We start from the raw sequence: 26926 nt of genomic DNA on the forward strand, positions 1-26926 counted from the left end.
GAACGGATCATGCGGATCGCTCTGTGGAGTGCACGGGACGTCGTCGCCATGCGGAACGATCCGTCGGATCCGCTGCATCCGGAGCATCCGCATCCCCTCGTTCGCCGACCAGCGCACGGCGCGCGGGGCCCGCTACGGCTGCCGCGCGAAGACGAGCTTCAGCTTCGTCGGCCCGCGTGGCGTCTCGACGTCCTGCTCGAGCGTCATCGTGCGCCCGTCGGGCGAGAGGCTCCAGCGGCTGACCTGGTGCGCAGGCGTCTGGCCGCGCGTGATCGTCGCGTCCACCGTGATCCCGGCGTCCGTCGCGCGCGCCGAGCCGACCACCTTCACGCCGTCGGGCGTGGGCTGCGTGCGCTCCTTCCCGTCCAGCGGGTACGACTGCGTCGCGCTGCGCTCGCCCGTGGGCGTCGCCACCGTCTGCGTGAAGGTGAAGGTGCTGTCGGTCTGCGCGACCGTCATCAGCATCCTCGCGGGCGGCGTCACGTGCGCGAAGTCGCTGCGCGCGGTGTCGACGATCCAGCGGCCCGTGAAGTCCGGGCGCGGCTGCGCCTGGGCGGGACTGGCGACGACGACGGCGGCGACGAACGCCGCGGCGAGCAGGCGGAGGCGCATGGCGGGGAGCGCGAGGGGAGGCGGCCGGCGGTGGTCCCCTCGTCAGACCCGCGCGGCGGCGCGGAGGGTTGCCGCATGGATGGCACTGGGTGGTGCGCTGTTCGTCGCGACCCCACGGCGCAACCCGCTCGCATCCGACATTCCCGGCTTCGATTCTCGGGGCGCATGTCGTTCGGGTCCGGCGCGCCGGAGGTGTTGGCCTGGTGGAGGGTTGCGGATGCTCCCGATCGGAACGGATCGAACGGATCGCTCCGCCGCGGCGCCTGGGACGTCGCCGCCACGAGGGACGATCCGAAGCATCCGTTCCGATCCGGAGCATCCGCATCCCCCCAATGGGCAGAGGATGAAGAAGCGAAGAGATCCGACGACGACGAATGGCTCCATGTGGCGGCGAGGAATCGCGCACCACACAGAGCCATCGGACCTGCCATCAGAACCGTTCAGATCTTCGTCCTTGCAATGCCGTTCGTCGCGCGGTCTACCGCCCCGCCGGCGCCGGCTTCTTCGCGGGCGTCTTCGAGGCCGGCGTCGTGAAGTCCTCGCCCGGGTTCGTGAACCGGTTGCTCTCCCACGCGTACTGCTTGTCGTGCAGCGTGCGATAGCGGCCACCGAGCGCCATCAGCTCGTCGTGCGAGCCGCGCTCCACGATCTCGCCGTTCTCCAGCACCAGGATCTGGTCCGCGCTGCGGATCGTCGACAGGCGGTGCGCGATCACGAACGTCGTGCGCCCGCCGCGCAGCCGCGCCAGCGCCTCCTGGATCAGCGCCTCGCTCTCCGAGTCGAGCGACGACGTGGCCTCGTCGAGGATCAGGATCCCCGGATCGGCGAGCAGCGCGCGCGCGATCGCGATGCGCTGCCGCTGGCCGCCCGAGAGCTTCACGCCGCGCTCGCCGACCACCGTGTCGTACGCCTGCGGGAAGCCCTTCACGAACTCGTCGCAGTTCGCCAGCCGCGCCACCGCCTCTACCTCCTCCCGCGTCGCGCTCGGCCGCGAGAAGGCGATGTTCTCGGCCACCGTGCCGTCGAACAGGAAGTTGTCCTGCAGCACCACGCCGAGGCGCGCGCGGTAGTCCGTGAGGCGCACGGCGTCGAGGTCGCGGCCGTCGATCAGCACGCGGCCGCGCGTCGGGCGGTTGAACGCCATCACCAGCGACACGAGCGTGCTCTTGCCGCTGCCGCTGGAGCCCACGAGCGCCGTCGTCGAGCCGGCGGGCGCCGTGAAGTTGACGTCCTTCAGCACCGGCTGCCCCTCGCGGTACTCGAACCAGACGTCCTCGAACGCGACGTCGCCGCGCAGCACGTCCAGCGGCGCGCGGCGCACGTCCTCGTCGATCTCCGTCGGCAGGATGAGGATCTCGCGGATGCGGTCGAGCCCCGCGATCGCCTCGCTGATCTGCGTGCCGATCGACGCGATGCCCACCACGGGCGCCGCCAGCAGGCCGACGAAGAAGACGAACGTGATCAGGTCGCCGAGCGTCATCGTGCCCTCGATGACCGCCGGGCCGCCGACGCCGAGGATGAGCAGGCCGACGAGGCCGATGACGACCGTGCTCGCCGACGTCGTGGCCGACACGCCGGTGATCGAGCTCGCGATGTTGCGGAAGAGGCGGTGCACGCCCTTGGCGAACGTCACCTGCTCGCGGCGCTCGGTGCCGTACGCCTTCACGACGCGGATCCCGCCCAGCGTCTCGTTGAGGCGCCCCGTGACCTCTGCCTGGATCTTGCCGCGCTCGCGGAAGATCGGGCGCAGCCGCCCGAACGCCATCGCCATCCCGCCGCCGAAGCCCGCGAGGATGACGACGATGACGAGCGTCATCACCCAGTTGAGCCAGAGCAGCACGCCGAGCGCGAGGACCGCGGTGACGATGCCGCCGACGAGCTGCACGATGCCGGTGCCGACGAGGTTGCGGATCCCCTCGGCGTCGTTCATCACGCGCGAGATGAGCACGCCGGTCTGGTGCTCGTCGAAGTAGCGCACGGGGAGCCGCGAGATGCGGTTCAGCACGCGGCGGCGCATGTCGCTGATCGCGCGCTGCGCGGCGACGCTGATGACCTGCGACAGCGCGAAGCCGGTCGCGGCCTGCACGAGCGTCGCCAGCGTGGCGCCGAGGGCGATCGGCCAGAGGAGGTCGTGGCGCGACTTGCCGATCACCTCGTCGATCAGCCCCTTGGAGCTGAGCGGGAGCACGAGGCCCGCCACGCGGCTCACGAGCATGAGGCTGAAGCCGATGGCGAGGGCGCGCCGGTGCTGCCACATGAGCGCTCTCGCGTCGCGCCACGCGGCCTTGGTGTCGACCTTCTTCTTCGCCGGCGTGGCGCCGCCCGCGGCCTTGTCCGGCCCCGCGCCGTTGCGCGCCGCCCGCGCCTGCGCGGCGCGCCGCGCGCGCGGTCCCACCTTCCCGACCGACCGTCCGATCACGTGCCCTCGCTGGCAGCTGCGCTCCGTCGCCGCGCGACGCCGGGCGGCGCCGCGACCTGTCCCCAAGGTAGCGCCGAAGGCGGGGACCTGCCGTCGTCCGTTCGGGTGAAGGGCTGCGGGCTGCGGACAGCGGGTCTCGAACCCGGGACGCGTCGGCGCGCCGGACCACCTTTGCCGTTGGGGAGGATACGGATGCTTCGGATGACTCGGATGCTCCGGATCGTCCCGCGTGGCGGCGACGCTCCGTGCACTCCGAGGAGCGATCCGAAGGATCCGGCGCATCCGGAGCATCCGCGTCCTCCCCAATAGGCACAGTGGGGGTCCGGAGGACCGACGCGTCCCGAGCGGCCGGACACGCAGCATGCAGCACGCAGCGCCCTACCCGAACGCCCCTCCCCCGCCTCCCCCGTTCGACCGATGGCTGCGGCCCCCGCGCGGCGGCACCGTGCACCCAGTCGGGAGCGGTCGATCCGCAGTCCGCAGCCCGCAGTCCGCAGCCTCCCCTGCCATGCCGACCCTGCTCGAGCAGCTCTCGACCGACCTCGCCGACGCCACGGCCGCCGCCGCGCGCAGCGTCGTCGCGGTCCACGCCCGCCGCCGCATCCCGGCCAGCGGCATCCTCTGGCGCCCCGGGATCGTCGTCGCGACGCACCACACCGTCCACAAGGACGACGACGTCGCCGTCACCCTCCCCGACGGGACCCGCGCGCGCGGCGCGGTCGCCGGGCGCGATCCGTCCACCGACCTGTGCATCCTCCGCCTGGAGGGGGAGCCGGCGGGCGAATCGACGCCCGCCATCCTCGCCCAGGAGCCGCTGCGCGTCGGGCAGCTGGTGCTCGCCGTCGGCCGGCCCGGCACGGAAGTCACGGCAGCACTCGGCGCCGTCTCGGCCGTCGGGCCCGCTTGGCGGACCTGGCAGGGCGGCCAGATCGACCAGTTCGTCCGCCTCGACGTCGCGGTCTACGACGGCTTCTCCGGCGGCCCGCTGGTCGACGGCGGCGGACGCGTGGCCGGCGTGAACACCTCGGCCCTCGCCCGCTCGGGGGCGCTCACGATCCCCGTCGCGACGGTGGACCGCGTGGTCGACCACCTCCTCGCCGGCGGCCGCACCCGCCGCGGCTGGCTCGGGATCGGCGCGCAGGCGGTGCGCCTCCCGGACGCCGTCCGGCGCGAGCTGGCGGAGGCCGGCCGCGAGCAGACGCAGGCACTCATGCTGGTCGCCATCGAGCCGGGCTCGCCCGTCGACCGCGCGGGGCTGATGCTGGGCGACATCCTCCTCACCCTCGCCGACGCCCCCACCGAGGACGTCACCGACGTCCTGTCCGCCCTCGGCCCCGAGTCGGTCGGGACGACCGTGCCGGCCCAGGTGCTGCGTGCCGGCGAGCGCCGCATCGTCATGATCACGGTCGACGAGCACCCGGGCCGGCGCTGACCATGGCCGACGCGTCCCGCTTCCACGCCCCGGGCATCGACGACGCGCTGGACGCCGTCGCGACACGCCTCCGCCAGAGCACCGCCATCGTCCTGACGGGCGACGGCCAGCGCGGTCGCCCCGCCGGCCAGGGCGCCGCCGTCGTCTGGTCGGCCGACGGCCTGCTGCTCACCAACGCCCACGTCGCCCGCGGCGCCCGCGCGCTCGTCGACCTCCCCGACGGCCGGCGGCTGGCCGGCCACACCGTCGCCCGCGATCCGGCCCACGACCTGGCCGCCCTCCGGGTGGACCCGGGCGCGACGCCGCTCGTGCCGGCACCGCTGGGCGACCGCGCCACCCTCCGCCCCGGTGCGATGGTGCTCGCCTTCGGGCATCCGCTGGGGATCTCGAACGCGCTCGCGATCGGCGTGCTGCACGGCACCCGCGCGCCACTCCTGCGCCACTCGCGCGCAGGAACGCCCGAGCCGCTCCTCTGTGCCGACATCCGGCTCGCGCCGGGCAACTCGGGCGGCCCGCTGGCCGACGCCGGCGGTCGGGTCGTCGGGATCAACACGCTCATCGCAGGCGGGCTGGGGTACGCGGTACCCGTCGACCGCGCGCGCCGCCTCGTCGCCGCCCTTGCCCCCCGCCCCCGGCTCGGGCTCACGGTCCGCACCGTCACCGTCCGTCCTCGGGGCGTCGCCCCCGACTCGGCCCTGCTGGTCCTCGAGGTCGCGCCCGGTCTTCCCGGCGACCGCGCGGGCCTCCTCCCGGGCGACGTGCTCTTCGCCCTCGACGGCCGCCCGCTGCACGAGCCGGGCGACCTGCTCGACGCCCTGTCGTCGGCCCGGCCGGACGCGCCGCTCACCCTTGAGATGGGGCGGGCCGGCCGGCGCTCGACGCGCGCGATGGCGGACTTCACCCAATACTCGAACCTGGCAGCGTGAAGTCTTTACGGCGGAAGACGATGATGCGGAGAACGATGAGGCGGAGGACGATGAGGCGTGAGACGGTGAGGCGAAACCTTCACGCTTGAAGCGTCGAGCCGAGAGGTCCGCTCTATCGTATCGCGCCTTTCCGTCCTCCGCCCCATCGTCTTCCGCCGTTCCGTCCTCCGCCTCAGCGATCAGTGCCCACCGTCAGAGTCGTGATCCTCGCCGGTTCTCCCGTCGTCCGCGCCGGGCTCGAGTCGCTCCTCGGAGAGCGGCCCGGGCTCGTGGTCGTCGGCGCCGGCGCCGTGGGGGCCGAGTCGGAGGGCGTGGAGGCGGCGTTCGACCGGGTGGCGGAGTGGGACGCCGACGTCGTGCTCTGGGTGCTCGACGCCGGCATGCGCGAGCCGGTCGCATCGCTGCTCCGGCGCGCCGGGGTCGTGCCGGCCGCGCCGCCCGCCGGCGACGATGGGGACGGGGCGGAGTTCCTCCCGTCCGGCGCGCCCGAGCGCGAGGGGGCCGCGGCGCCGGCCGTCGTGCTGCTGGTGGACCGGGGCGACCCCGGGCCGTCCGCGCTCGCGGCGCTGCGGGCCGGCGCGCGCGCCGTCCTCCCCGCCGACGTCGGCGCGGCGACGCTGGCGCTCGTCACCGAGTCGGCCGCCGCGGGGCTGACCACCCTCCCCGCCGACGCGGCGCACGCGCTGCTCGCCGCGCCCCCCGAGGCGGGCGACGCCCGCGTGCGCGTCGCCGGCGCCGCCCGCGTGGCCACGCCCGACGGCGCCCCCGCGCGCGCGCCCGCCCTCAGCGCCCGCGAGCGCGAGGTCCTGGCGCTGCTGGCGGAGGGGCTGCCGAACAAGGTCATCGGGCCGCGGCTGGGGATCAGCGAGCACACCGTGAAGGCGCACGTCGCCGCCATCTTCGAGAAGCTGGGCACCGGCACGCGCGCCGAGGCGGTGGTGACGGCCGCGCGGCTGGGGCTGCTCCTGCTCTGACGCGGAGCGCCGCCCCGGCGTGCTCGGCCGGTGATGGTCGTCACGCGGGGCGCGTGCGCCCGTGACGGTCGGTCGGCCTGCCGCGATAGATTGGTCGCCCGGCTCCGACCGGCTCCGACCCATTCGCATGACGCCCCGCCTCACCGCACCCGCCCGCCCGCCGCGCCGCGCCGCCGCGCTGCTCGCCCTCGCCGCCACCGTGCTCGCGACGGCCTTCGCCGCCGCCTGCGGCGGGGCGGCGCGCCGCCCGGCGGCCGCGAAGCGCGACCCGCTGCTGCAGCCCGACCCCGTCCTCGCGACCGCGCCCGACACCTTCGCGGTGCGCTTCGAGACGACGCAGGGCGCGTTCACGGTGCAGTTCATCCGCAGCTGGGCGCCGCGCGGCGCCGACCGCGCGTACTACCTGGTGCGGAGCGGCTTCTACGACAGCACCCGCTTCTTCCGCGTGCTGCCGCGCTTCGTCGCGCAGTTCGGCGCGCACGGCAACCCGGCCGTCAACAAGGTGTGGGAGGCGCGCACCTTCCCCGACGATCCGGTGCGGCAGAGCAACGTGCGCGGGATGGTGAGCTTCGCGACCGCGGGCCCCAACACGCGCACGACGCAGCTGTTCGTGAACCTGGCCGGCAACGCCCGCCTCGACCGGCTGGGCTTCGCGCCGGTGGGCCGCGTGACCGAGGGGCTCGCGCGCGTCGTCGACTCGCTCTACTCCGGCTACGGCGAGGGGCCGCCGCGCGGGAAGGGCCCCGACCAGGACAAGCTCGCCGCGCAGGGCAACATCTACCTGCAGCGCGACTTCCCGCGGCTCGACTACATCCGGACGGCGCGGGTGGTGAGCGAGTCCGTGCGCCGGACGGTGCGGTGAAGTGAGGCGGAGGACGGTACGGCGGAGGACGGAACGGCGGAAGACGATGGAGCGTGAAACGGTGCGGCGGACCTTCGCTTGAGGCTTCGAGCTGACGGGTCCGCCCTTCTCGTCTCACGCCGTTTCGTCCTCCGCCTCATCGTCCTCCGCCGTTCCGTCCTCCGCTTCTCGGTTGTGGCCATTCCGTCCTCCGCCGTTCCGTGGGCCTTCTGGCTCCGAACCTGCCTTTGTCGGTCGGTGTAAACCCCTGTCTCCGTCAGCTCAGCCGTCGCCGTCCCGGATCGCCGTGAACCGTCCGCTCCGCTCGCTCCGCACCGCCCTGCTCCTTCCGTTGCTCGCCGCGCTGCCGGCGTGCGGCGGCGACGGGATCCTGGTGCCGCGGGCGCCCGACTTCGCGGTTCTCCCGAGCCTGCTCACCCTCGCGCCCGGCGACACCGCCCGCCTGAGCCCGCAGCTCGACCTGCGGCCCGCGGGCGGCGTCCAGTTCCTGTCGCGCGGCACGGTCGCCACGGTCACCGCCGGCGGGCTCGTCCGGGCACTCGGCCCCGGCCAGGGCGCGGTCACCGCGCTGGAGCCGAACGAGGGGATCATCTACACGGTCCCCATCACCGTGCGCGGCGTGCGCATCCGCCTCGGCGCCCGCGACGTCGGCCCCGCGACGATCCTCGCGCCCGACCAGGTCGGCGCGCTCGATGCCCGCGTCTTCGGCCTGCGCCCGGGCGCCGACTCGGGCGTCCGCTGGACCTCCAGCGACACGATGGTCGCCACGGTGGAGCCGGGCGGGGTGCTGCGCACGCGCGCCCTCGGCCACGCCACGATCACCGCCACCTCCGCCGCCGATCCGTTCCTGCGGGGGACGCTGGCGATCGACGTCTCCCCGTCGCGCCGCGCGCCGGCGCTGCGGGTGGCCGCGTTCACGGGCGGCGAGACGCCGCGCGCCCTCGACCCCGACGCCGTCGCCGGCACGATCGAGGTCGCGGTGCAGACGCTGCGCGCGGCCTTCCCCGCCGGCGCCCGCGTCGAGCTCTCGCTCGGCGGCGACCTGGTGGCCACGCGCGCCCTCGACGCCGACGGCGCGCTCCGCTTCACCGTCCCGACGGCCGCGCGCGACTCGCTCGGCGTCCCGCGCTGGACCGACGGCGCCCGCGGCCTGGTGGCCCGCGTGCTGGCCCCGAACGGCGCGCTGCTCGCCCGCTACGAGCGCCCGCTCACGCTGCGCAACCAGTAGCCGGTCGGCTCGTCAGTCGGCCGCGAGGTCCTGCGACGCGGGGCCGGGCGGCAGCGCCTTCTGCGGCGCCGCGGGCGGAAGGACGGGCGTCGCCGCGGGCGGCAGCGCCACCCGCTCGCCGCTCGACGCTCCCCGCTCGGCGCTCTCGGCCGCCTCCCCGATCGCCGCGCCGATCTCCGACACCACCTGCTGCACGAACGCGAACAGCCCGCGCCCCACGCGCACGGCCGTCGCGGCCGCCTGCCCCGCGGCGGCGCCCAGCAGCTGCGCCCAGTCCACCGGCGGCAGCCCCGTGTCGCCCGTGACGGGATCGCGCAGCGACGCCATGATCGCGCCCCGCATGCGCAGCGCGATCGGCCCCGCGAACGTCACCGCGTTGAAGCGCGCGTCGTAGCGCGTCCCCAGCCCCTCGATCAGCGCCGCCGTGCGCGCGAAGTACACCAGGTCGCTCGGCAGCGTCACGGGGAAGGAGTAGAGCGTCGCCATCACGCGGTCGGCGACGAGCTGCATGCGGTCGAGCGTCGTCGTGTCGGCCAGGTGCGCGATGTCGAGCAGCGTGTCCACCAGCGCGCGCGCCATCGCACGGTCGGCGTGCGGCTCCAGCACGCCCAGCGCGTAGAAGCCGTCGATCAATCCGTCCACGTCGCGCTGGATGCCCGCGAACGCAGTGCGCGCCAGCCGCCGGCGCAGCGTGCGGTCCACGCGCACCACCATCCCGAAGTCGAGCACGACGATCGTCCCGTCGTCCTGCACGAGCAGGTTGCCCGGATGCGGATCGGCGTGGAACAGCCCGTCCACCAGCATCATGTGCATGTACAGCTCGATCACACGGCGCACGAGCGTCGGCGCGTCGAGCGTGCCCGCGCGCACGCGGTCCTGCAGCCGGTCGATGCGCGTGCCGGGCACGTACTCCAGCACCAGCGCGCGGTGGCGCACGAGCGACGGGACGACGTACGGGATCTTCACCCCCTCGCGCCCCGCGAAGTTGGCGCCCATCGCCTGCGCGTACTCGGCCTCGCGGCGGAAGTCCATCTCCTCCCACACGCGCGTGCCGAACTCGCGCAGCACGTTGCGCAGCCCGCGGAAGTGGCCGGCCGCCGGGCCCTGCCCCCACCGCTTCTCCGCGAACTCGAACAGCGACTCGGCCGCGCGCAGGTCCTCCACCATCAGCGCCTCGACGCCGGGGCGCAGCACCTTCACGACGACGTCGCGCCCCTCCCAGCGCGCGCGGTGCACCTGCCCCAGCGACGCGGCGGCGAGCGGCGTCCACGCGAAGTCCTCGAACAGCGACTCGACGGGCGCGCCGTACTCGCGCTCCAGCGTCGCGCGCACCTGCGCCGCGGACACGGGCGGCACCTGGTCGTGCAGGGTGCCGAGCGCGCTCAGGTAGGGCTCGGGGATCAGGTCGGCCCGCGAGCCGACGATCTGCGCCATCTTCACGAACGCCGGCCCCAGCTCGGCCACCGTCGCCACCAGGCGCGCCGCGCGCGCGTCGTGGAACTCGCGCGTGCGCCGCACCGGCGCCCCGAACCAGAGCCAGCGGCGGTGGTCGCGGACGAACGAGGCGACGAGCGGCGTGAGCCGGGCGGCGACGGCGAGGGTGCGGAGCACGGTTGTGATCTACACCGGTCGGGTGACGTACGCTCCCCCGGACCATCGCGCTCGGCTCGTTGGCATTGGGGAGGACGCGGATGCTCCGGATGCGTCGGATCCGACGGATCGCTCCTCGGAGTGCACGGTCCGTTGCCGCCACGCGGGACGATCCGGAGCATCCGCATCATCCGGAGCATCCGTAACCTCCCCAAGAGCTACAGGGGTCCGGTGCGACGCTCCGAGGCCCTGGGTCGTCCTCCCCATACGCGCCTCGATGACCCGCCATACCATGGCGGAGTAGTGCCATGCGGGGTGCGCCGCGTCACGCGCACGCTCGACCCCGGTGGCACGTCGCGGGGCGCGTTCCCGTACCATCTCCATACAGCCCCACGACGGTCGCCCCATCCGGCACGCGCCCCACGCGCGTACTCCAGTCGCCCATGTCGCCGCTCCCGTCCCTCCACCGCCGCCTGATCGCCGCCGCCCTCGCGGGCGCGCTGGCGAGCGTGCCCGTGCCCGCCGCGCTGCGCGCGCAGCCCGCCATGCGCGCGGCGGCGGTCGCGACCACGGCGGTGCGCGGCGACGCGGCGCCGATGGCGGACGTGCTGGCCGCGCTCCCCTTCGGGGTCGGCGAGCGGCTGGAGTACGACGCCAAGGTCGGCCCGTTCCGCGCCGGGCGCGGGCACATGGAGGTCGTCGCCGTCGAGGACGTGCGCGGCCGCCAGGCGCTGCACCTCGCGATGCACGTCTCGGGCAGCGCGCTGGGCTGGAAGGTCCGCTACCAGCTGGACAGCTGGGTCGAGCCGCGCAGCTTCAGCTCCCTGCGGCACACGCAGGACAACCTGGAAGGGCGCACCGTCCGCGCACGCGCCTTCGAGATCTTCCCCGACCGCGGCGTGTTCGCGAGCGGCGACGATCCGGAGTCACCCACGGTCGCGAACCCGCTCGACGACGGCTCGTTCCTGTACTTCGTGCGCACGGTGCCGCTGGTCGTCGGGCAGACGTACACCTTCGACCGCTACTTCCGTCCCGACCGCAACCCGGTCCGCGTGACGGTGGCGCGCCGCGAGCGCGTGAAGGTCCCCGCGGGCGAGTTCGACGCGATCGTCCTCCAGCCCGTGATCAAGACCAAGGGCCTCCTCTCGGAGAGCGCGCGCACCGAGATCTGGCTGTCGGACGACTCCAGGCGGATGCTGCTGAAAATGGAGTCGCACCTGAAGTTCGGGACGCTGTCGCTGCATCTCCGTTCGCTGCAGGGGACGAAGCCGTAAGGCCGCGCGGGATTGGCTCCGCACGTGGCTTGGGACGCGGTGGGGTGCGCGCCGGCTCGGAAATCGGCGGGTCGGAGCCACGACGCTTCGCTCGTGTCTCCTCAACCGCCGATTTCAGGTCGCTCGGCGCACACCCCACCGCGTCCCGCGCCCCACGGATGGTCACCCGCGCGAGCCGTTCAGCGCGAGTCTCCCCACACGAGCCCGCGCCGCGCGACAGCGCTCCGAAGTGGCGCGCCCGCTTCGCGTGGAGCTGTGGAGCGTGGGGTGATGCGAGGGGCGCAGGCGACCTCGTTCGCAGCAAGGAGACTCACGCGCAGCGGTGAGGCTCCGCAGCGGCCGCGATCGCCGGGAGCCGAAGCCCCTCGCATCACCCAACGCTCGCGCGCATCAGCGTCCGTGAATCCGCAGCCCGCAGTCCGCAGCCTTCTTCACGGCGCGGACTCGTGCCACTCCACCTTGGTTTCCTTGTCGAGCGCGCTCCGCATCGCCCACCGATCCGAGAACAGGATCATCGGGTTGCCCTTGATGTCATAGAGCAGGATGCGGCCGTGCACGGAGCCGACGCGCTCGATCTCCTTGCGGTCGCCCGTCACCCAGCGCGGGTTGCCGTAGCCCAGCGACTCGAGCTTGGCCGGCGCGCCGTACTCGCTCTCCAGGCGGAACATCATCACGTCGAACTGCAGCTGACCGATCGCGCCCACGATCGGCGACGGGCCGCTGCCCAGCTTCGCGTCCGCCTCGGCGAAGAACACCTGCGCCGCGCCCTCCTCCGAGAGCTGCTTGAGGCCCGTGTCGAGCTGCTTGCGGCGCATCGGGTCCGCCGACAGCACGCGCACGAAGTGCTCGGGCGGGAAGCGCGGGATGTCGCTGAACTGCGGCGGGTCCTTCGGCGCGACCTCCAGCAGCGTGTCGCCGATGCGCAGCGTCCCCTTGTCGACGATGCCCACCACGTCGCCCGGCCACGCCTCGTCGATCGCCTGGCGCTCGCGCGCCATCACGCTCTGCGGCGCGGAGAGGCGCAGCGTCTTGCCCGTGCGCGTCAGCGTCGTCTCCATGCCGGCCGCGTAGCGCCCGCTCACCACGCGCACGAACGCCATGCGGTCGCGGTGCTTCGGGTCCATGTTCGCCTGGATCTTGAACACGAAGCCCGCGAAGCCCGTCGTCTCGGGCGCGATCGGCCCCTTCGTCGTGTCGCGCGGGCCCGGGCCCGGCGCCAGCTGCACGAACTCGCGCAGGAACGGCTCGACGCCGAAGTTCGTCAGCGCGCTGCCGAAGAACGTCGGCGACAGCTGGCCCGCGCGGAACGCCTCCGGATCGAACTGGCCGAGCCCGACGTCGAGCAGCTCGAGGTCCTCGCGCAGCCGGTCGAGCGCGTACGGGCTGCAGTGCTCCGCGATCTCCGGCGCATCGAGCCCGCCCTCGATCGTCGCCAGCTGCTGCGAGCCGTGGTGCTCGCCGCGCTCGAACAGCAGCACGTGCTGCGTCAGGCGGTCGTACACGCCGACGAACTTGTCGCCGTCGACGATCGGCCACGTCACCGGCGCGCACGTGATGCCGAGGTCCTTCTCGACGTCGTCGAGGAGCTTGAGCGGATCCTCGCCGGCGCGGTCGCACTTGTTGACGAACGTGAAGATCGGCGTGCGCCGCTTGTGGCAGACCTCGAACAGCTGCCGCGTGCGCTCCTCGACGCCCTTGCGGTTGTCGAGCAGCATCACCGCGCTGTCGGCGGCGATGAGCGTGCGGTACGTGTCCTCGCTGAAGTCCGCGTGGCCGGGCGTGTCGAGCAGGTTGACCTTGTAGCCCTGCCAGTCGAACTGCAGCACCGAGCTCGTGACCGAGATGCCGCGCTCCTGCTCCAGCTTCATCCAGTCGGAGGTCGCGTGCCGCGCCGCGCGCCGCGCCTTCACGCTGCCGGCGAGGTGGATCGCGCCGCCGTAGAGCAGCAGCTTCTCGGTGAGGGTCGTCTTCCCCGCGTCGGGGTGCGAGATGATCGCGAACGTCCGCCGGCGCGCGGCCTCCAGCGCCACGCGCGCGGGCAGCGCGTCGGTGGCGGCGGGGTCGGAGAGATGGACGGACAGGTCGACGGGGGCGCTCATGGAACCGCTGCGGGGACTGGAAGGAAGCAGACGCGCGGCGGGCGGGCCCGCGCCTCGTGCCGGGCCCGCCCGCCGCGCCTAAGTATAACCCCGACGGCGACTTGTGTTCAGTCTCCGGAGACGGGGCCGATCCTGACCCGCGTCCAGGTGCGGATCTCGCCCGGGTCGCGCAGCGGCCCCTCCCCCGCCTTCCAGCGCGGCCGGTACCCCAGCACCTCCCGCGCGCGCGTCGTGTCCAGCGTGTGCTCCTCCGAGAGCTGCGCGACGGCGTAGCGCGTGATCGGCGGCCCGCGCCGGGCCCCGGCCAGCCGCCACGTCCACTCGGCCGCCGCCGCGACGCGCATCGCCACCGCGGCCGGCACCGACACGACGTCGGCCGGCTGGCCCGAGTCGGAGAGCACGCGGTAGAGCAGTTCGCGCGCGGTGCGCGGCGCGCCGGCGTCGGCGACGTTGAAGGCGCCGTGCGCGTCCTGCACCGCGAGCGCACGCTCGATCGCGTGCACCAGGTTGTCGACGTGCGTCGACGAGAGGCGGTGGCGCCCGCCGTCGGGCACGGGGACGACGCGGCGGACTTGCCACCGGCCGGCGTAGGTCGTGGCGCGCACGCGCGGCCAGCGGGCGGCCAGCACGCGCGGCATCAGCGTCGTGTCGCCGGGGCCGTAGACCACGTGCGGCCGCAGCACGACGCCGCGCGCGCCCAGCGCGAGCACCAGCCGCTCGCCCGCGGCCTTGGTGCGCGCGTAGGCGGACAGCGCGCAGTCGCCGGTGGGCGCGTCCTCGCGCACGTCGACCATGCGCACGCCGTCAGAGTAGACGCTGCTCGTGCTGACGTAGACCACGCGCGCCGCGCGCGGCCAGGTCGCGAGCACGGCGCGCGTGCCCTCGACGTTCGCGGCGTGGAACGCGGACTCGGGGCCCCAGTCGTCCACGCGCGCGGCGCAGTGCACCACCGCGTGCACGGCCGGCGCGTCGATCGGCCCGCCGGTGACGTCCCACGCGACGTACCCGGGCAACGGCTCGCGCAGCGCCGCCGCCGGCCGGCGGCCGTAGGGCAGCACCGTGTGCCCCGCGGCCGCCAGCGCGCGCGCGACGCGCCCGCCGACGAAGCCGCTCGCGCCCGTGACGGCGATCCTCATCGCAGCCTCACGCGCGCTCCGCCGTCTCGCGCAGCGCGCGGCCCGCGAGCGCGCGCAGCGCGGCGCGGTCGATCTTGCGCGAGCGCCCCACCTCGGGCAGGGCCATCACGAGGATGCGGTCCGGCAGCGCCGCGTCGTCGATGCGCGTGGCCTCCGCACGCAGCGCCGCGGGCAGCGCGCGCGCGAGCGCCGCCGCGTCGGTTCCCGCGTCCGGCTCGACGACGAGCACGATGCGCTCGTCGGACGCGCGGTCGTCTCGCACGCCGACCATCGCGCACCGCCGCACGCCCGGGATCCGTGCGACCACCGGCTCGTGCAGCGCCGGATAGACGTTGTGGTGGCCGCGGATGATCATGTCCTTCGCGCGCCCCAGCAGCACCAGCCGTCCGTGCTCGTCGACGCGCACGACGTCGCCCGTCGCATGCTCCGTCATCTCAGGCTCGCCGAGGTAGCCGGCGCAGAGCTGCGGGCCGCGCAGCAGCAGCTCGCCGTCGTCGGCGACGCGCGCCTCGATCCCTGGCACCGGCGCGCCCAGCAGGTCGCCCTCGCCGGTCCACGCGAGCTTCTCGTCGATCGAGACGGTCGCCACCGGCAGGATCTCGGTCATCCCGTAAATCGCCCACGCCGTCGCCGACGGCGGCAGCACCGCGCGCAGCCGGCGCAGCAGCGGCACCTCCACCGGCGCGGCGCCGAGGAGGAGGTGGCGCAGCGTGGACGGGCAGGCGGCGCCGCGCGCGGCCAGGTGGTCGGCCACGCGCTGCGCGTCCGCCGGCACGAGGAAGGTGTGCGTCGCGCCGTGTGCCGCGAGCGCGCGAATGGTGGCGGCGGGATCGAGCGCGCCGCGCGGCGGCACCACGACGCGCGCGCCGGCCAGCAGCGCGGGGAGCGCGAGGTGCAGCTCGCCCGCGTACAGCACGTCGCCGTCAGCGACCGCGAGCGATGCGCCGACGACGTCCAGCGTGGCGCGCAGCGAGCGCTGCGTGTGCACGACCGCGCGCGGCGCGGCCGTCGTGCCCGACGTGAAGACGACGAACGCCGGCGCGTCCTCCCTCGCGGCGGGCAGCGCGACGTGCGGCGCCTCCACGCCCGCGCGCTCGATCGCGGTGGCCGCGCGCGCGCCGCGCATCCCCGGCAGCCAGGGGCCCACGCGCACCAGCCGCGCCTCGCGCAGCGCGTCCAGCGAGGGCAGGTCCACGCCGCGGCGGCGCGCGATCGCCCGCGCCACGCGGCTCCCGGCGGCGGCCAGCAGCAGCGACTCACCGATCACCCAACGTGGCCGCACCAGCGCCATGCGCGCGGCGAACAGCGCGCTCCCCGTGCCCACCTCCGCGGCGACCAGCACCCCGCCCGCCTCCACCACCGCGAGGATGGCGACGATCGCCTCGACGCTGGGGCGCACGGCGAACAGCACGCGATCGCCGGGCGCGAGCCCCGCGGCCACGAGGCCGCGCGCGAGCGCGCGCACGCGGCGCACGAGCGTCGCGCGGTCCACCGGTCGCCCATCGTCGTTGGCCACCGCCGGCGCGTCCGGTCGCTCGGCCGCGCGCGCGGCCAGCCGGTCCAGCAGCGCGAGCGTCCTCATGCCGGCTCCACCCGCAGCACGAGCGACGCGTACGCCGGGATCAGCGCGCCGCGCGCGGCGCGGCGGTGCACGATGCGCGGCGTGCCCGGCACCGCCAGCAGCGCCTCCAGCGTGCGGCGCAGCTGCCGCTGCGCCAGCGCGAAGCCGATGCAGAAGTGCGGCCCCGCCCCGAACCAGAGGTGCCGCGCCCGCGCGTCGTGCGTGCGCGTGACGTCGAAGCGATCGGGATCGGGGAAGAGCGCGGGATCGCGCGCGGCGTTGCAGGCGAGGACCACGACGCGCGTGCCCTCGCGCACGCGGCGGCCGTCGAGCGACACGTCGCGCGCCGCGATGCGCACCGTCGCGGGCACCGGCGCCGCGAAGCGCAGCCCCTCCGCCAGCACGGCTCCGAGATCGTACTGTGCGCGAGCGCGCGCCGCTTCCCATTGCTGGCCGTCCACCAGCAGCGCGACGAGGCGCGGCAGCGCGGCCGCGGTCGTGATCGCGCCCGCGAGCAGGAGGATCGACAGCACGCCGCGCGCCTCCTCGAAGGTCAGCCCGAGCGCGCGCAGCCGTCCGATCACGGAGCGCGGCGCGACGTCCGGCGCGTCCCACCGCGCGCGCGCCATCGCGGCCAGGCGGTCGCAGTCGGCGTGCATCGCGCGCGCGCGCCGCGCCGACGGCGCGCGGAAGCCGAGCCCCGCCGCGATGCGCTCGCCGAGGGCGAGCAGCGCCAGCGCCGAATCGTCGCCGTCGTCCGCGGTCACCCCCAGCATGTCGAGCGCGACGCGGCCGCTGAGCGCGCGGGCGCGCGGCACGAGGTCCACCGCGTCGCCCGCGGTCAGCTCCGCGCGCAGCCGCGCGAGCGGCGCCTCCGCCAGCGCCAGCAGCGCCTCGGCCGGCGCGGGCGCGAGCAGGTCCGCGACGCGCGCGCGCAGGCGCTGGTGCGCGTCGCCGTCCATGTTCGAGAGGGCGGCGGGGCCGAGGAAGCGCGTCATGGTCGCCGCGAAGCTGCCGGGGCCGTTCTTCGCGAAGTCGCGGTCGCGCGTCAGCACCTCGTGACAGAGCGCCGCGCCGCTGACGACGAGCCCGAGCCCCGGCACGCGCACCACGGGCCCCGCGCAGCGCACGAGGCGCGTCAGCGGCCAGCCGAACGGGTGTGCCGCCGCGTTCACGCGCGCGTCGTGCCATGCGGCCGTCGCGCTCACCGGACGTCCACCGTCGCCGGGCGGTAGCCGTGGTTGCGGTACCAGCGCAGCGTGTTGAGGTAGCCGTACGCGCGCACGCGGCGCACCGAGTTGTAGACGACGACGTCGCGCCGCACCGCCGCGCGGTCGGTGAGCGTGCGCACGACCTCCGAGAGCGCGCGGTCCTCGTGCGCCTCCTCGATCGCGGTGCGCGGGAAGCCGCCGGCGCGCTCGTACAGCGCGGCGCCGATGGCGAGGTTGTTCCCCGCCGCCATGATGTACGGATAGCGGAACTGCGGCCCGCGGCGGTGCAGCCGCCCGTACCGCTCGGCCACGAACAGCATCGCGGCCAGCGCGGCGCGCGCGCGCCACGACAGCGGGCCCTCGTCGCGCCGGGGGCGGATCTTCCCCGCGACGAACTCCAGCCCGTCGTCGTCGAGGGCGCGGCGGAGCGCGCGCACCCAGTCGGGTGCGGGGATGCAGTCGGCGTCGGTGCGCGCGATCCACCGCGCGCCGTGCGCGATCGCGTGGCGGAAGCCCGTGTCCGACGCGGCGCCCGTGCCCTTCCGCGGCTCGTGCACGAGATGGACGCGCGGCAGCCCATCGGGTGCCGCGGCGCACGACGCGGCGAAGCGGGCCGCGATCGCCGGCCCGTCGTCGGTGCTCGCGTTGTCCACGAGGACGAGCGTGAACGCGCGGTCGGTCTGCGCGGCGAGGGCGCGCAGCGTGGCCGCCATCCCGCGGGCCTCGTCGTGGTAGGGGACGACGACGAACAGGGCGTGCGGCGCGTCCGTGGCGTCAGACATCGCTCATCATCACGTGCACGCTGATCCCGCTCGCCAGCCCCACCCAGAGCACGCGGTCGCCGGGCGCGAGGGCGCCGCGCGCCGTGGCCTGCGCGTACGCCACCGGGAGCGACGCCGCGGCCATGTTGCCGTGATCGACGACGGTGAGCTCCACGAGATCGGCCGGCATCCCCGTCGCCGCGAGCATCTCGTGCAGGTACGGCAGCGTCGCCTGGTGCACGAGGATGCGGCGGAAGTCGGCGAACGTCACGCCCGCGCGCTCCATGCTGCGCGCGAGCACCGCCGGCCCGTGCGCGATGAACGCGTCCTTGAGGCGCACGCCGTCGGCGTGCAGGAAGTCGTGGGCGTGGTCGCGCGGGTGCATCGAGCCGCCGCCGCGGATCGTCGCCAGCTCCCAGTGGTCGCTCAGCGCCTCGGTGTGGTGGTGGAAGATCCCGCGCCCGTCCGGCGCGCGCCCGAGCACCGCGGCGGCGCCCGCGTCGCCCATCGTGTAGCCCGGGAAGCTGCGCCGGAACTCCGCGCCGTCGCGCACCCGCCAGGCTACCGCGCGCGAGCACGGCTCGCCGGTGGCGACGAGCGCCGTGCGCGCCGCGCCGCTGGCGATCAGCGACTCCGCCACCTGCACGCCGGCGAGGAAGGAGTTGCAGGCGTTCTTGACGTCGAACACCTGCGCGCGCGTGCCGAGCTTCGCCTGCACGATGTGCGCGGTCGCCGGCTCCATGAGGTCCTGCGACGCGGCGGCGAAGACCAGCAGGTCGACGTCGGCCGGCCGGCGCTCGGCTACGTCGAGCGCGCGCCGCGCGGCGTCGACCGCGAGGTCGGAGCACTGCACGTCGTCGGCGGCGACGCGGCGGGTCCGCACGCCGGACAGCGCCTCGACGGCGCCCGGCCGGACGCGGTAGCCGGGGCTGGCCCGGGCGATCAGCGCCTCGACCTCGCTGCTGGTGCGGACCTGGGGTGGCAGGGAGGCGGCCACACCAAGGAGGCGCACGCGGTGAGCCATGCGGTGCTCGACGGCTGGTCCTGGGCTGATCCGGAGAGCGGAGGAGCGCAGCGCCGGATCGGCCCACGCCTGTGAGAGCGTACCCCCAAGCTAGCCCGTCCGATCCCGAGGGCGCATGTTCGGGACGCCGCCGGGGAAACCCCACCGCCGCGCCACCCGTACGTCGCCTCCGATGTCACCCCTCGCCACCGCCGACCTGGCCCGCCTGGAGCACGCGCTCCGCGTCGCGCTCTGCCCCGCCGATCACGGGTCGGCGTCCACGTGGAGCGCCACGCTCTGTCGGGCGGCCGCGGACCTGGTGGGCGGCGGCGCGTACGGGACGGTGCTGGCGATGAGCGAGCGCACCGTGCACCGCGTCCTGCACACCGACGTCCCGGACGACATCGACCGCGTCTACCGCGCGGAGTTCGCGGCGCAGGACCTGGTGCAGACGCGCATGCTCGCGCGGCGCCTGCCGGTGGGCCACGAGCTGGACGTGTGCACGCGCGAGGAGCTGGCGCGGAGCCCGTTCTACAACGAGTTCTCGCTCGCGCTCGGGGTGCCGTTCAGCTTCGGCGTCAGCGCGTTCCGCGGCGCGAGCGCGCCGCACCGCCTGATGCTGACCCTCCCCCGCTGGCCCGACGACGCGGCGCGCGACCGCGCGGCGGCGATGCTGCGCCTGCTGGCGCCGGCGTTCGCTGCGGGCGTGGAGGCGGTGGACCGGCTGACCGCCGATCCCGCGGAGCTGGCGCGCCTGCTGGACGTGCTGGCCGAGCCGACGCTCGTGTGCGACCGCCGCGGCACCGTGCTGCACGAGAACCCCGCCTGCGCCGCGCTGCTGGCCGACGTGCGCCTGCGCGCCGGCGCGGCGGGCGAGGCGTCGCTGCGCGCGGAGCTGCGCGCGCTGGCCGCCGGCGTGGGCGCGCTGCGCGGCGGCCGCGCGGCGCGCGAGGCGGCGCTCGCCGACGCACCGCCCGCCGCCGCCCGCGAGCTGCGCGTCGGCACGCAGCGGCTGCGCGCGCGCGCCTGCTTCACCGCCGAGGGCACGCTGGCCGCCGAGGCGCTAGTGTGGGTGAGCGTGGAGCGCGCGGGCGCCGAGGCGGCGGTCGCGGCGCCCGACGCGCTGCGCGCGCGCTTCGGCCTCACGGCGCAGGAGTGCGCGGTGGCGCGCCTGCTCGCCGACCGCCGCACCGACGCCGAGATCGCGACCACGCTCGGCGTCAGCCCGCACACCGCGCGCACGCACGCCGAGCGCGTGCGCCGCAAGCTCGGCGTCGCGCGGCGGACCGAGGTCGCCGCGCGGATCGCCGAGGCCTGACCGCGCGCGATCAGCGCGCGATCAGCGCGCGATCAGCGCGCGATCAGCGCGCGCGGTCGCGCGCGGGCGCGGTGGCCAGCGCGAGCCCCAGCGCGCCGAACGACAGCGCGGTCGCCGGCCCGAACACCGCGCCCATCGCCTCGCGCCCGAAGATCCCGGCGCCGGCCGCCATCAGCGGGAAGGCGAGCCCGCACGCCAGCGGCGTCCACCGCCGCCACCCGCGCCAGACGCCCGCGCGCAGCGCCGCGATCCCCACGACCAGCATGAAGACGTGGCTGGCCGGCCACGCGATGTCGGTCGCCATGTAGAACGCGCCGCCGCGCGCGCGGCCCACGGTGAGGTCGAGCAGCGGCTGGCACGAGGCCAGGAACAGGCCGACGGCCTGGATCGCGGTGATGGTCGCCGCGCCGCGCCCCGTGCCGGTCACGCGGAGCAGGCGCAGCCCGATCGCCGCCGCCGCGAAGCCCCAGATGTAGAGGAGGAACTCGGCCTGCGCGATCAGGCTCTCGGGCGAGGGCGCGGCGCTGCCGGCGATGCGCCACGAGACGTACTGCACGAGCATCATCGGGCTGCCGATCATCGCCAGCACGCCGAGGGTGCGGTGGAGCGGCGGACGGGCGGCGGAGACGACGGGAAGAGGGGAGACGCTGGCGGTCATCGGGAAGGTCCTCGGGAAGGTCCTCTGGGATGCATGTCGGTGAGGGGCGAGCGATCGCCCACCCGACAGTACGCCCGCCCCGCGCGGCCGCCGTACGCAGTTTCCGCGTATTTTCGCGTCCTTCGCGTGCCCCGCGCCTCCGAGCCTGCTTGACGGCGTGCGGCGCCGGTCCTACGCTCGCCACATGACGTCCCGCATGACGGCCCGCATGGTGCCCGTGCTGCTGCTCGCGGTGGCGGCGCACGCGTGTGCGCGCCCGGTGCGCATCCCCTCCGCCGGCGACACCGCCGCCGCGGCCGAGCGGGCCGGGTCGCGCACGCCGGCGCGCGCGCCGGACGTGGACGTCGTGGTCGAGAACCACAACTCCTCCGACGTCACGGTCACGCTGCAGGGCGCGGGCGGGCGGCGCGTGCGCCTGGGCAACGTCTCGGGCTCGACGACGCGCACGCTGCGCTTCGCGGCGGAGCTGGCCGCCGCGTCGCAGCCGCTGTCGCTGATCGCGCACCCCATCGGCGCGCGCGAGACGTTCACCAGCGAGCGCTTCACCGTGCAGCCGGGGCAGCAGGTGGTGCTCACGCTGGGCTCGCGCATCGGCCAGTCGTCGGTGGCCGTGCACTAGGCGCGGTGAAGCGCGTGCGGGCTCAGCGCCCGCCGCCGCTCCCGCCGCCCGGCACGCGCACCACGCTCTCGCTGCCGCCCAGCGCGGCGCGCAGCAGGAGCAGCCCGGCCACCACGCCGCCGGCCAGCAGCGCGCTGCGCTTCACCGACGTGCGCACCACGTCCACGCCCGCCACGCCGCGCCGCGCGACGCGCAGCCGCTCGGCCGGCCAGCGCTCGTCGTCGCCGCCCTCGCGCGTCACCGCGCGCACGTCCATGGTGACCGTCGAGTCGTCGGCGGTCACCAGCGTCCCCTCGAGCGCGGTGCCGCGCGGCCCGATGGTGGACGCGAGCGCGCTGCCGCCGTCGGGCGTCAGGCGCACGCGCACCACGCGGCCGGCGTTGCCGTCCCCGGGCGTCACGGGCGCGTAGCTGCGGCACCCCGCCGCCGGCGACGCCATCACCAGCAGCGTCGCCAGCAGCGTGCGCGTGGCTCTCGCGGACCGCGCGCGGCGGGCGCGCGATGCGCGCCCGCCGCCCACGTCGTCGTGTCGCATTCCCGTCACTGCCCCTTGCACGCCTCGCCCGTGGCGTCGGACGTGGCGTTGGCGGGATCGTTGGCGTTGCGGAACGGCTGCGCCGCCGCGTCGGGGATGCTCGTGTTGGTCTGCCGCTCGGCCGTGTCGTAGAACAGACGGCCGGGCACGCGCTCGCCCGCCACCGCCGGCGTCAGGTTCGGGAAGCAGGTGCGCTTGTAGTCGTTCCACACCTCCAGGCTCTGGAACATCGCGATGTACTTCTCGGTCAGGATCTCGCGCAGCAGCGCCTGCCCCGAGAGGCTCGGGGACGACGCGGGCAGGCCGGCGAGCGCCCGCGCGCGATCGAGCTGCGTGCGCGCCTCCGCCTCGTTGCCCGTGCGCTGCGCCGCCTCGGCCCAGATCAGCAGGTTCTCGTTGGCCGTGATGAGCGCCTGCGGGGCGTTCGGCGCCAGCCGCGCGTCGGAGAGGTCGCTCTGGTCGGCGTTGAAGTACTGGCCGAGGCGCGGGTCGTTGCGCTGCTTCAGCAGCGCCACGAACGTCTCGCCCGGCACCAGGTAGCCCGGCCGGTTCACGACCGCGAACTGGTACCAGAAGTTCTGCTGCAGCGGCCCGCCCGAGAACGTCGCGACGTAGTTCTGCGACGCGGTCGTGAGCCCCTGCCGCGCCTCCGCCAGCGCGCTCTGGTACGCGCTCGCGCCGCGCACCTCGGCCAAGTGCAGGTAGTAGCGCGCCTTGAGCGTGTGCGCCAGCCGCGCCCAGCTCTCGGCGTCGCCCGCGTAGGCCAGGTCGGCCGCGCCCGGGCCCACGTTCTTGGGGTTCGTCGACGAGACGTTGGTGATGCCGCGCGTCAGCAGCGCCAGCGCCGAGTCGTAGACGGCCAGCTGCGGCGTGAGCGCCGGGTTGGGCGTCCCGGAGAGCGCCTGCGTGTACACGATGTCGCCGAAGATGCTGGCGCCCGTGCCGATCAGCAGCGCCTCCTGGATCTGCGAGATCCCGACGAACAGCGAGTCGCCGAGCTCGCGCGCCAGGCGCCGCTCCTCGCGGATGTCGGGCAGCCCGCCGCCGATGTAGAGCGACTGGTAGAAGCCGTTGGTCGTGCTCTCGTCGCGGCCGTAGTTGTAGATGTCGATGTACTGGATGTTGCCCCCCTCGAACTGCTGCGTCCACAGCCCCGCGATGCGGGTCGGGTCGCTGGAGAGGAGCGCCCACAGCGCGCTCTGCACGCCGACGAACAGCTGCGACGGCAGCGCGGTGAGCGGGCGGTTGGGATCGCGGTCGAGGTCCCCGCCGGTGAGGAAGTCGTTGCACGCCATCGGGCCCGCGAGGGCGCCGGCGAGGGCCAGCGCCGCGACGGGCACGGCGCGTCGGAATCGTCTCAGCACGCGAGTCTCCCGGTCAGCGGTTGAAGGTGGCGGAGAGCACGAACGACCGCGTCTGCGGGTTGTTGAAGTAGTCCACGCCCTGCGTCAGGTACTCCGCGCCGCCCAGGTTCGACTCGGGGTCGAGGCCGCGGTAGTCGGTCCACGTGGCGAGGTTGCGGCCCGCCAGGCGGAGGTCGATGCTCGAGACGCCGATGCGCGACCGCACCCAGCGCTGGCCGAGCGTGTAGGCGAGCGACAGCTCGCGCAGCTTCACGAAGCTGCCGTCCTCGACGAACTGCGCCTGCGCCAGGCTGGCGTTGCCGCCCTTGGTCGTGAACCACGTCTGCCACTGCGCCGGCGTGGTGGCGAACGGGACGCCCACGCCCGGGCCGGCGACGTCGGGATACTCCTCGGTGTAGAAGTTCTCGCCGAACGTCCCCGAGCCGCCGCGCACCTCGGTGTCCTGGTGCGTGCCGAAGCGGTAGAGCGCCCCACGCGTGCCGTTCCACACCTGCCCGCCGCGCCGGATGTCGAGCAGCCCCGAGACGCGCAGGTTGCCGAACAGCTTCAGCGACGAGTTGATGCCCATGTTCCACCGCGGGTTCGGATCGGCGATCACGCGATCCGTCGGATCGTAGATCGGCTGCCCGTTGGCGGCGAGGTAGAGCGCGTCCTTCTTCGCGTTGGGGCCGCACCCGGCGTCGATGTCGACGTCGTTGATCACGAGGCCGCGGCCGCAGCGCGCGAAGTCGGAGCCGCGGATGACGCCCGGCGCGAAGCCCACCGACGACGTGCCGATGGAGCCCGTGAACCCCTCGTTGTTGTAGGGGATGAACTCCGCGCCCAGCAGGTCGGTGACCTTGCCGCGCAGCCGGCCGTAGTTGAGGCCCAACTCCCACGCCACCGCCGACGTCGTGTACGGCCGCAGGTTCAGCGTCACCTCGACGCCGCGGTTGTCGATCGTCGCGCCGTTGGCGAGGCGCCGCTGGAAGCCCGTCTCCGACGCGTTGGTCGGGACGAACAGGATCACGTCGGACGACTTCTTCCGGAAGTACGTGAAGCCGAGGTCCGCGCGCTGGTCGAAGAAGCCGAAGTCGGCGCCGAGCTCGATCTCACGATTGCGCTCGGGCTTGAGGTCGGGATTGCCGCCGGTGAGCGAGCGCACCACGCCGCCCTGCCCGCCCTGGATGCTGCTGATGAAGTCCCCGAAGCCGCTGCCGAACACCGACGTCGTCGAGAACGCGGTGATGGTGCCGTACACCGGCGGCTCGCGGCCCGTCTCACCGTACGCCGCGCGCAGCTTGCCGAGGCTCAGCAGCCCGCGCTGCTCCGTGTTGCCGAGGGCGTTGGTGAACGTCCAGGCGAGGCTCGCCTTCGGGTAGTTGGCGCGCCGCTCACCCGATCCGAAGGTCGAGAAGCCGTCGTTGCGCAGGCCTGCGGTGAAGAAGAGCTGGTTCCACAGGTCCGCCTCGACCTGCCCGAAGTAGCCCTCGATGTGGACCAGCGAGCGCAGCTCCTGCGGCACCGCCGGGTTCACCGTGTTCTGCATGACGTAGGGCTCGGCCGCGATCAGGTTCTGGCCCTGCGCCCAGATCTGCCGGTAGCGCCGCGAGTTGAGGTTCTGCCCGACCGACACGCGCCCCGTGAACGCCGGCGAGAACTCGCGGTTCGCCGTCAGCAGCAGGTTGTTGTCGATCATCAGGTTGTTGAGGTCCAGCCGCGTCACCTGCCCGACGGGATTGCTGGACGACGTGAGCGGCAGCGCCTCGAGGCGCGCGTCGGCGTAGTAGTCCGCGCCGAGCTGCTCCTGCACGCGCAGCCACGAGAACGGGTTCCACTCGACGTTCACGTTGCCGACGAAGCGACCCAGCTCGCTCTGGTTGCCCGGGCTGTAGGCGACGAACAGCGGGTTGTCGTAGCCGCGCGTGCCCGTGGCGCTGGCGCTGGTCGGGTTCGGGAAGCGGTACGACCGGTGCAGCCCGCTCGTCGGGTCGAGATACGGCTGGTTGTTGAAGTCCGGCGGCGTGCGCAGCGCGCCGAGCAGCAGGCCCGAGGTGTTGGAGCCCTTCTGCACGAAGCGGCCGCGCGTGTCGATGTAGCTGAGGTTCCCGCCGACGTTGATCTGCGAGTTCAGCGCGTGCGTCGCCTTCAGCCGCACGCTCGTGCGGTTGTAGCGGTTGTTCGGCCCGATGATGACGCCGTCCTGCGCCGTGAGGCCGCCCGACAGGAAGAACGACGTGCGCCCGGTGCCGCCGGAGATCGACAGGTTGTTGTCGAACGTCGAGCCGGTCTTGAAGATGTCCTCACCGTGGTCGTACGTCGTCGCGCCGGAGAGCCGCGGGCCCCACGTCAGCAGCTGCGCGAAGCAGTCGGGGTCCGCGCAGGCCCCCGCGTTGCCGCCCGTGCCCTGGCCGTACGAGCGCTGCAGCGGCACGGTGTTCGACACCTTGTCGAACGTCGACGTCGAGCCGAGCGTGTAGCGCGTCTGGCCGGGGCGACCCCGCTTGGTGGTGATGAGCACCACGCCGTTGGCCGCGCGCGCGCCGTAGATCGCCGAGGCGGCCGCGCCCTTGAGGATCTCGACCGACTCGATGTCGTTGGGGTTGATGTCGGCGGCGCGGTTCTGCGACACCGAGCTGCCCGTGCCGACGAAGTCCGCCGGCCCCTGCGCGGTGGACGTGGTGGTGTTGTCGATCGGCTGGCCGTCGACGACGAACAGCGGCTGGTTGGTGCCGGTGACCGACGTCGCGCCACGGATCTGGATGGACGCCGACGCGCCCGGCTCGCCGGACGACGTGCGCACGATGACGTTGGGCGCCGTCCCGCTGAGCGCGGAGACGACGTTCTGCGGCTGCGTCGCGCGCCGCAGCACGCTGCTGTCCACCGAGTTGATGACGTTGCCCAGCCGCTCGCGCGTCGACACGGTGCCGGCGCCGGTGACGACGACCGCGCTCAGCGTGGCCGGCGCGGAGGCGAGCGCGAAGTCCTGCGTGATGGTGCCCGGCCGCAGCGTGATCTGCACGGTCTGCGGGCGGAAGCCGACGAGGCGCGCCGTGAGGCCGACGGTCTGGCCGGTGACGCGCGAGGCCGGGACGGAGAAGGTGTAGCCTCCCGTGGCGTTCGTCGTCACGCCGAGGTTCATCGTCGGGATGAAGACGCTGGCGGCGGCGAGCGGGCGGCCGTCGTCGGCCACGACGCGGCCGGAGATCGTCGCCGCCTGCTGCGCCTGGGCGGCGGCGGGTGACGCGAGCGCGAGCGCCGCGACGGCGAGCGCGCGGCGGAGCGGTCCTCTCATGATGCGGTCCTCCTACGTGTGGGGAGCGCGGGCACGCGCGAACAGGCACGCGCGTGCGATGCGAAGGGCC

At 74.5% G+C, this 26926-nt stretch carries 21 protein-coding genes; 8 read left to right on the plus strand and 13 right to left on the minus strand.

Annotation, left to right across the window (positions count from 1 at the left end):
- Positions 1 to 132: 132 nt before the first annotated feature.
- The gene (locus rosag_RS10600; protein WP_284350089.1) at positions 133 to 612 is read right to left on the minus strand and encodes a hypothetical protein; all 480 of its coding nucleotides are present in this window, start codon (positions 610 to 612) and stop codon (positions 133 to 135) included.
- Between the two features lie 478 nt (positions 613 to 1090).
- Positions 1091 to 3031 carry an ABC transporter ATP-binding protein gene (locus rosag_RS10605; RefSeq protein WP_284350090.1) on the minus strand — a complete coding sequence of 647 codons (1941 nt, stop codon included), beginning with the start codon at positions 3029 to 3031 and terminating at the stop codon, positions 1091 to 1093.
- A 508-nt stretch (positions 3032 to 3539) separates the two neighbouring features.
- On the opposite strand from rosag_RS10605, the gene rosag_RS10610 reads away from it, so the two are divergent.
- The 5 genes from rosag_RS10610 (at position 3540) to rosag_RS10630 (ending at position 8453) form a co-directional block, all read left to right on the plus strand.
- Positions 3540 to 4463: a S1C family serine protease gene (locus rosag_RS10610; protein WP_284350092.1), complete on the plus strand. Its 924-nt coding sequence runs from the start codon at positions 3540 to 3542 to the stop codon at positions 4461 to 4463.
- A gap of 2 nt (positions 4464 to 4465) precedes the next feature.
- Positions 4466 to 5389 (plus strand): S1C family serine protease, encoded by a 924-nt coding sequence (locus rosag_RS10615; protein ID WP_284350093.1) that lies wholly within the window; start codon positions 4466 to 4468, stop codon positions 5387 to 5389.
- Positions 5390 to 5571: 182 nt separating this feature from the next.
- Positions 5572 to 6363 (plus strand): helix-turn-helix domain-containing protein, encoded by a 792-nt coding sequence (locus rosag_RS10620; RefSeq protein ID WP_284350094.1) that lies wholly within the window; start codon positions 5572 to 5574, stop codon positions 6361 to 6363.
- Between the two features lie 127 nt (positions 6364 to 6490).
- A complete protein-coding gene (locus tag rosag_RS10625; protein WP_284350095.1) occupies positions 6491 to 7225 on the plus strand; it encodes a peptidylprolyl isomerase in 735 nt (244 codons plus the stop codon).
- A 286-nt stretch (positions 7226 to 7511) separates the two neighbouring features.
- Entirely contained in the window at positions 7512 to 8453 is a 942-nt protein-coding gene (locus rosag_RS10630) for an Ig-like domain-containing protein (protein WP_284350096.1), read from the plus strand.
- A gap of 12 nt (positions 8454 to 8465) precedes the next feature.
- Here rosag_RS10630 and rosag_RS10635 read toward each other — a convergent pair whose 3' ends face one another.
- A complete protein-coding gene (locus tag rosag_RS10635) occupies positions 8466 to 10064 on the minus strand; it encodes an ABC1 kinase family protein (protein WP_284350097.1) in 1599 nt (532 codons plus the stop codon).
- Positions 10065 to 10486: 422 nt separating this feature from the next.
- Between rosag_RS10635 and rosag_RS10640 the strand changes: the two genes are divergently transcribed.
- Positions 10487 to 11317 (plus strand): DUF3108 domain-containing protein, encoded by an 831-nt coding sequence (locus rosag_RS10640; RefSeq protein WP_284350098.1) that lies wholly within the window; start codon positions 10487 to 10489, stop codon positions 11315 to 11317.
- 431 nt (positions 11318 to 11748) lie between these two features.
- On the opposite strand, the gene rosag_RS10645 is transcribed toward rosag_RS10640, so the two are convergent.
- The 6 genes from rosag_RS10645 to rosag_RS10670 all read right to left on the minus strand — a co-directional run bounded on the left by rosag_RS10645 (position 11749) and on the right by rosag_RS10670 (position 19109).
- Positions 11749 to 13416: a peptide chain release factor 3 gene (locus rosag_RS10645; RefSeq protein ID WP_284350099.1), complete on the minus strand. Its 1668-nt coding sequence runs from the start codon at positions 13414 to 13416 to the stop codon at positions 11749 to 11751.
- A gap of 107 nt (positions 13417 to 13523) precedes the next feature.
- Positions 13524 to 14552, minus strand: coding sequence for an NAD-dependent epimerase/dehydratase family protein (locus tag rosag_RS10650; protein ID WP_284350100.1), 1029 nt, complete (start codon positions 14550 to 14552; stop codon positions 13524 to 13526).
- Between the two features lie 7 nt (positions 14553 to 14559).
- On the minus strand, positions 14560 to 16134 hold the full coding sequence (locus rosag_RS10655) for a class I adenylate-forming enzyme family protein (RefSeq protein ID WP_284350101.1): 1575 nt from the start codon (positions 16132 to 16134) through the stop codon (positions 14560 to 14562).
- Positions 16131 to 17321, minus strand: coding sequence for a cytochrome P450 (locus rosag_RS10660; protein WP_284350102.1), 1191 nt, complete (start codon positions 17319 to 17321; stop codon positions 16131 to 16133). The genes rosag_RS10655 and rosag_RS10660 overlap by 4 nt, the downstream gene beginning before the upstream one ends.
- Positions 17318 to 18106, minus strand: a complete 789-nt coding sequence (locus tag rosag_RS10665) for a glycosyltransferase family 2 protein (protein WP_284350103.1) — start codon at positions 18104 to 18106, stop codon at positions 17318 to 17320. Before rosag_RS10665 ends, rosag_RS10660 begins: the two co-directional genes overlap by 4 nt.
- Positions 18099 to 19109: a 3-oxoacyl-ACP synthase III family protein gene (locus tag rosag_RS10670; RefSeq protein WP_284350104.1), complete on the minus strand. Its 1011-nt coding sequence runs from the start codon at positions 19107 to 19109 to the stop codon at positions 18099 to 18101. The genes rosag_RS10665 and rosag_RS10670 overlap by 8 nt, the downstream gene beginning before the upstream one ends.
- Positions 19110 to 19281: 172 nt before the next feature.
- Between rosag_RS10670 and rosag_RS10675 the strand changes: the two genes are divergently transcribed.
- Positions 19282 to 20406 (plus strand): helix-turn-helix transcriptional regulator, encoded by a 1125-nt coding sequence (locus rosag_RS10675; RefSeq protein WP_284350105.1) that lies wholly within the window; start codon positions 19282 to 19284, stop codon positions 20404 to 20406.
- A gap of 43 nt (positions 20407 to 20449) precedes the next feature.
- Here the strand turns inward: rosag_RS10675 and rosag_RS10680 are convergent, their stop codons facing one another.
- The gene (locus tag rosag_RS10680) at positions 20450 to 21064 is read right to left on the minus strand and encodes a hypothetical protein (protein WP_284350106.1); all 615 of its coding nucleotides are present in this window, start codon (positions 21062 to 21064) and stop codon (positions 20450 to 20452) included.
- 184 nt (positions 21065 to 21248) lie between these two features.
- On the opposite strand from rosag_RS10680, the gene rosag_RS10685 reads away from it, so the two are divergent.
- Positions 21249 to 21683, plus strand: a complete 435-nt coding sequence (locus rosag_RS10685) for a hypothetical protein (protein ID WP_284350107.1) — start codon at positions 21249 to 21251, stop codon at positions 21681 to 21683.
- Between the two features lie 22 nt (positions 21684 to 21705).
- Here the strand turns inward: rosag_RS10685 and rosag_RS10690 are convergent, their stop codons facing one another.
- The 3 genes from rosag_RS10690 to rosag_RS10700 are packed head-to-tail and all read right to left on the minus strand — an operon-like array spanning position 21706 to position 26856.
- Entirely contained in the window at positions 21706 to 22218 is a 513-nt protein-coding gene (locus rosag_RS10690) for a hypothetical protein (RefSeq protein ID WP_284350108.1), read from the minus strand.
- A 5-nt stretch (positions 22219 to 22223) separates the two neighbouring features.
- Positions 22224 to 23582, minus strand: coding sequence for a SusD/RagB family nutrient-binding outer membrane lipoprotein (locus rosag_RS10695; protein ID WP_284350109.1), 1359 nt, complete (start codon positions 23580 to 23582; stop codon positions 22224 to 22226).
- A gap of 13 nt (positions 23583 to 23595) precedes the next feature.
- Entirely contained in the window at positions 23596 to 26856 is a 3261-nt protein-coding gene (locus rosag_RS10700; RefSeq protein WP_284350110.1) for a SusC/RagA family TonB-linked outer membrane protein, read from the minus strand.
- Positions 26857 to 26926: the final 70 nt, after the last annotated feature.

The sequence above is a fragment of the Roseisolibacter agri genome, assembly GCF_030159095.1.
Lineage (GTDB): Bacteria > Gemmatimonadota > Gemmatimonadetes > Gemmatimonadales > Gemmatimonadaceae > Roseisolibacter > Roseisolibacter agri.

Bases quoted from the DNA above. Each gene is read 5' to 3' on its own strand.
- rosag_RS10600 (WP_284350089.1), bottom strand. From the start codon at position 612: ATGCGCCTCCGCCTGCTCGCCGCGGCGTTCGTCGCCGCCGTCGTCGTC.
- rosag_RS10610 (WP_284350092.1), top strand. From the start codon at position 3,540: ATGCCGACCCTGCTCGAGCAGCTCTCGACCGACCTCGCCGACGCCACG.
- rosag_RS10615 (WP_284350093.1), top strand. From the start codon at position 4,466: ATGGCCGACGCGTCCCGCTTCCACGCCCCGGGCATCGACGACGCGCTG.
- rosag_RS10625 (WP_284350095.1), top strand. From the start codon at position 6,491: ATGACGCCCCGCCTCACCGCACCCGCCCGCCCGCCGCGCCGCGCCGCC.
- rosag_RS10640 (WP_284350098.1), top strand. From the start codon at position 10,487: ATGTCGCCGCTCCCGTCCCTCCACCGCCGCCTGATCGCCGCCGCCCTC.
- rosag_RS10645 (WP_284350099.1), bottom strand. From the start codon at position 13,416: ATGAGCGCCCCCGTCGACCTGTCCGTCCATCTCTCCGACCCCGCCGCC.
- rosag_RS10650 (WP_284350100.1), bottom strand. From the start codon at position 14,552: ATGAGGATCGCCGTCACGGGCGCGAGCGGCTTCGTCGGCGGGCGCGTC.
- rosag_RS10655 (WP_284350101.1), bottom strand. From the start codon at position 16,134: ATGAGGACGCTCGCGCTGCTGGACCGGCTGGCCGCGCGCGCGGCCGAG.
- rosag_RS10665 (WP_284350103.1), bottom strand. From the start codon at position 18,106: ATGTCTGACGCCACGGACGCGCCGCACGCCCTGTTCGTCGTCGTCCCC.
- rosag_RS10670 (WP_284350104.1), bottom strand. From the start codon at position 19,109: ATGGCTCACCGCGTGCGCCTCCTTGGTGTGGCCGCCTCCCTGCCACCC.
- rosag_RS10675 (WP_284350105.1), top strand. From the start codon at position 19,282: ATGTCACCCCTCGCCACCGCCGACCTGGCCCGCCTGGAGCACGCGCTC.
- rosag_RS10680 (WP_284350106.1), bottom strand. From the start codon at position 21,064: ATGACCGCCAGCGTCTCCCCTCTTCCCGTCGTCTCCGCCGCCCGTCCG.
- rosag_RS10685 (WP_284350107.1), top strand. From the start codon at position 21,249: ATGACGTCCCGCATGACGGCCCGCATGGTGCCCGTGCTGCTGCTCGCG.
- rosag_RS10690 (WP_284350108.1), bottom strand. From the start codon at position 22,218: ATGCGACACGACGACGTGGGCGGCGGGCGCGCATCGCGCGCCCGCCGC.
- rosag_RS10700 (WP_284350110.1), bottom strand. From the start codon at position 26,856: ATGAGAGGACCGCTCCGCCGCGCGCTCGCCGTCGCGGCGCTCGCGCTC.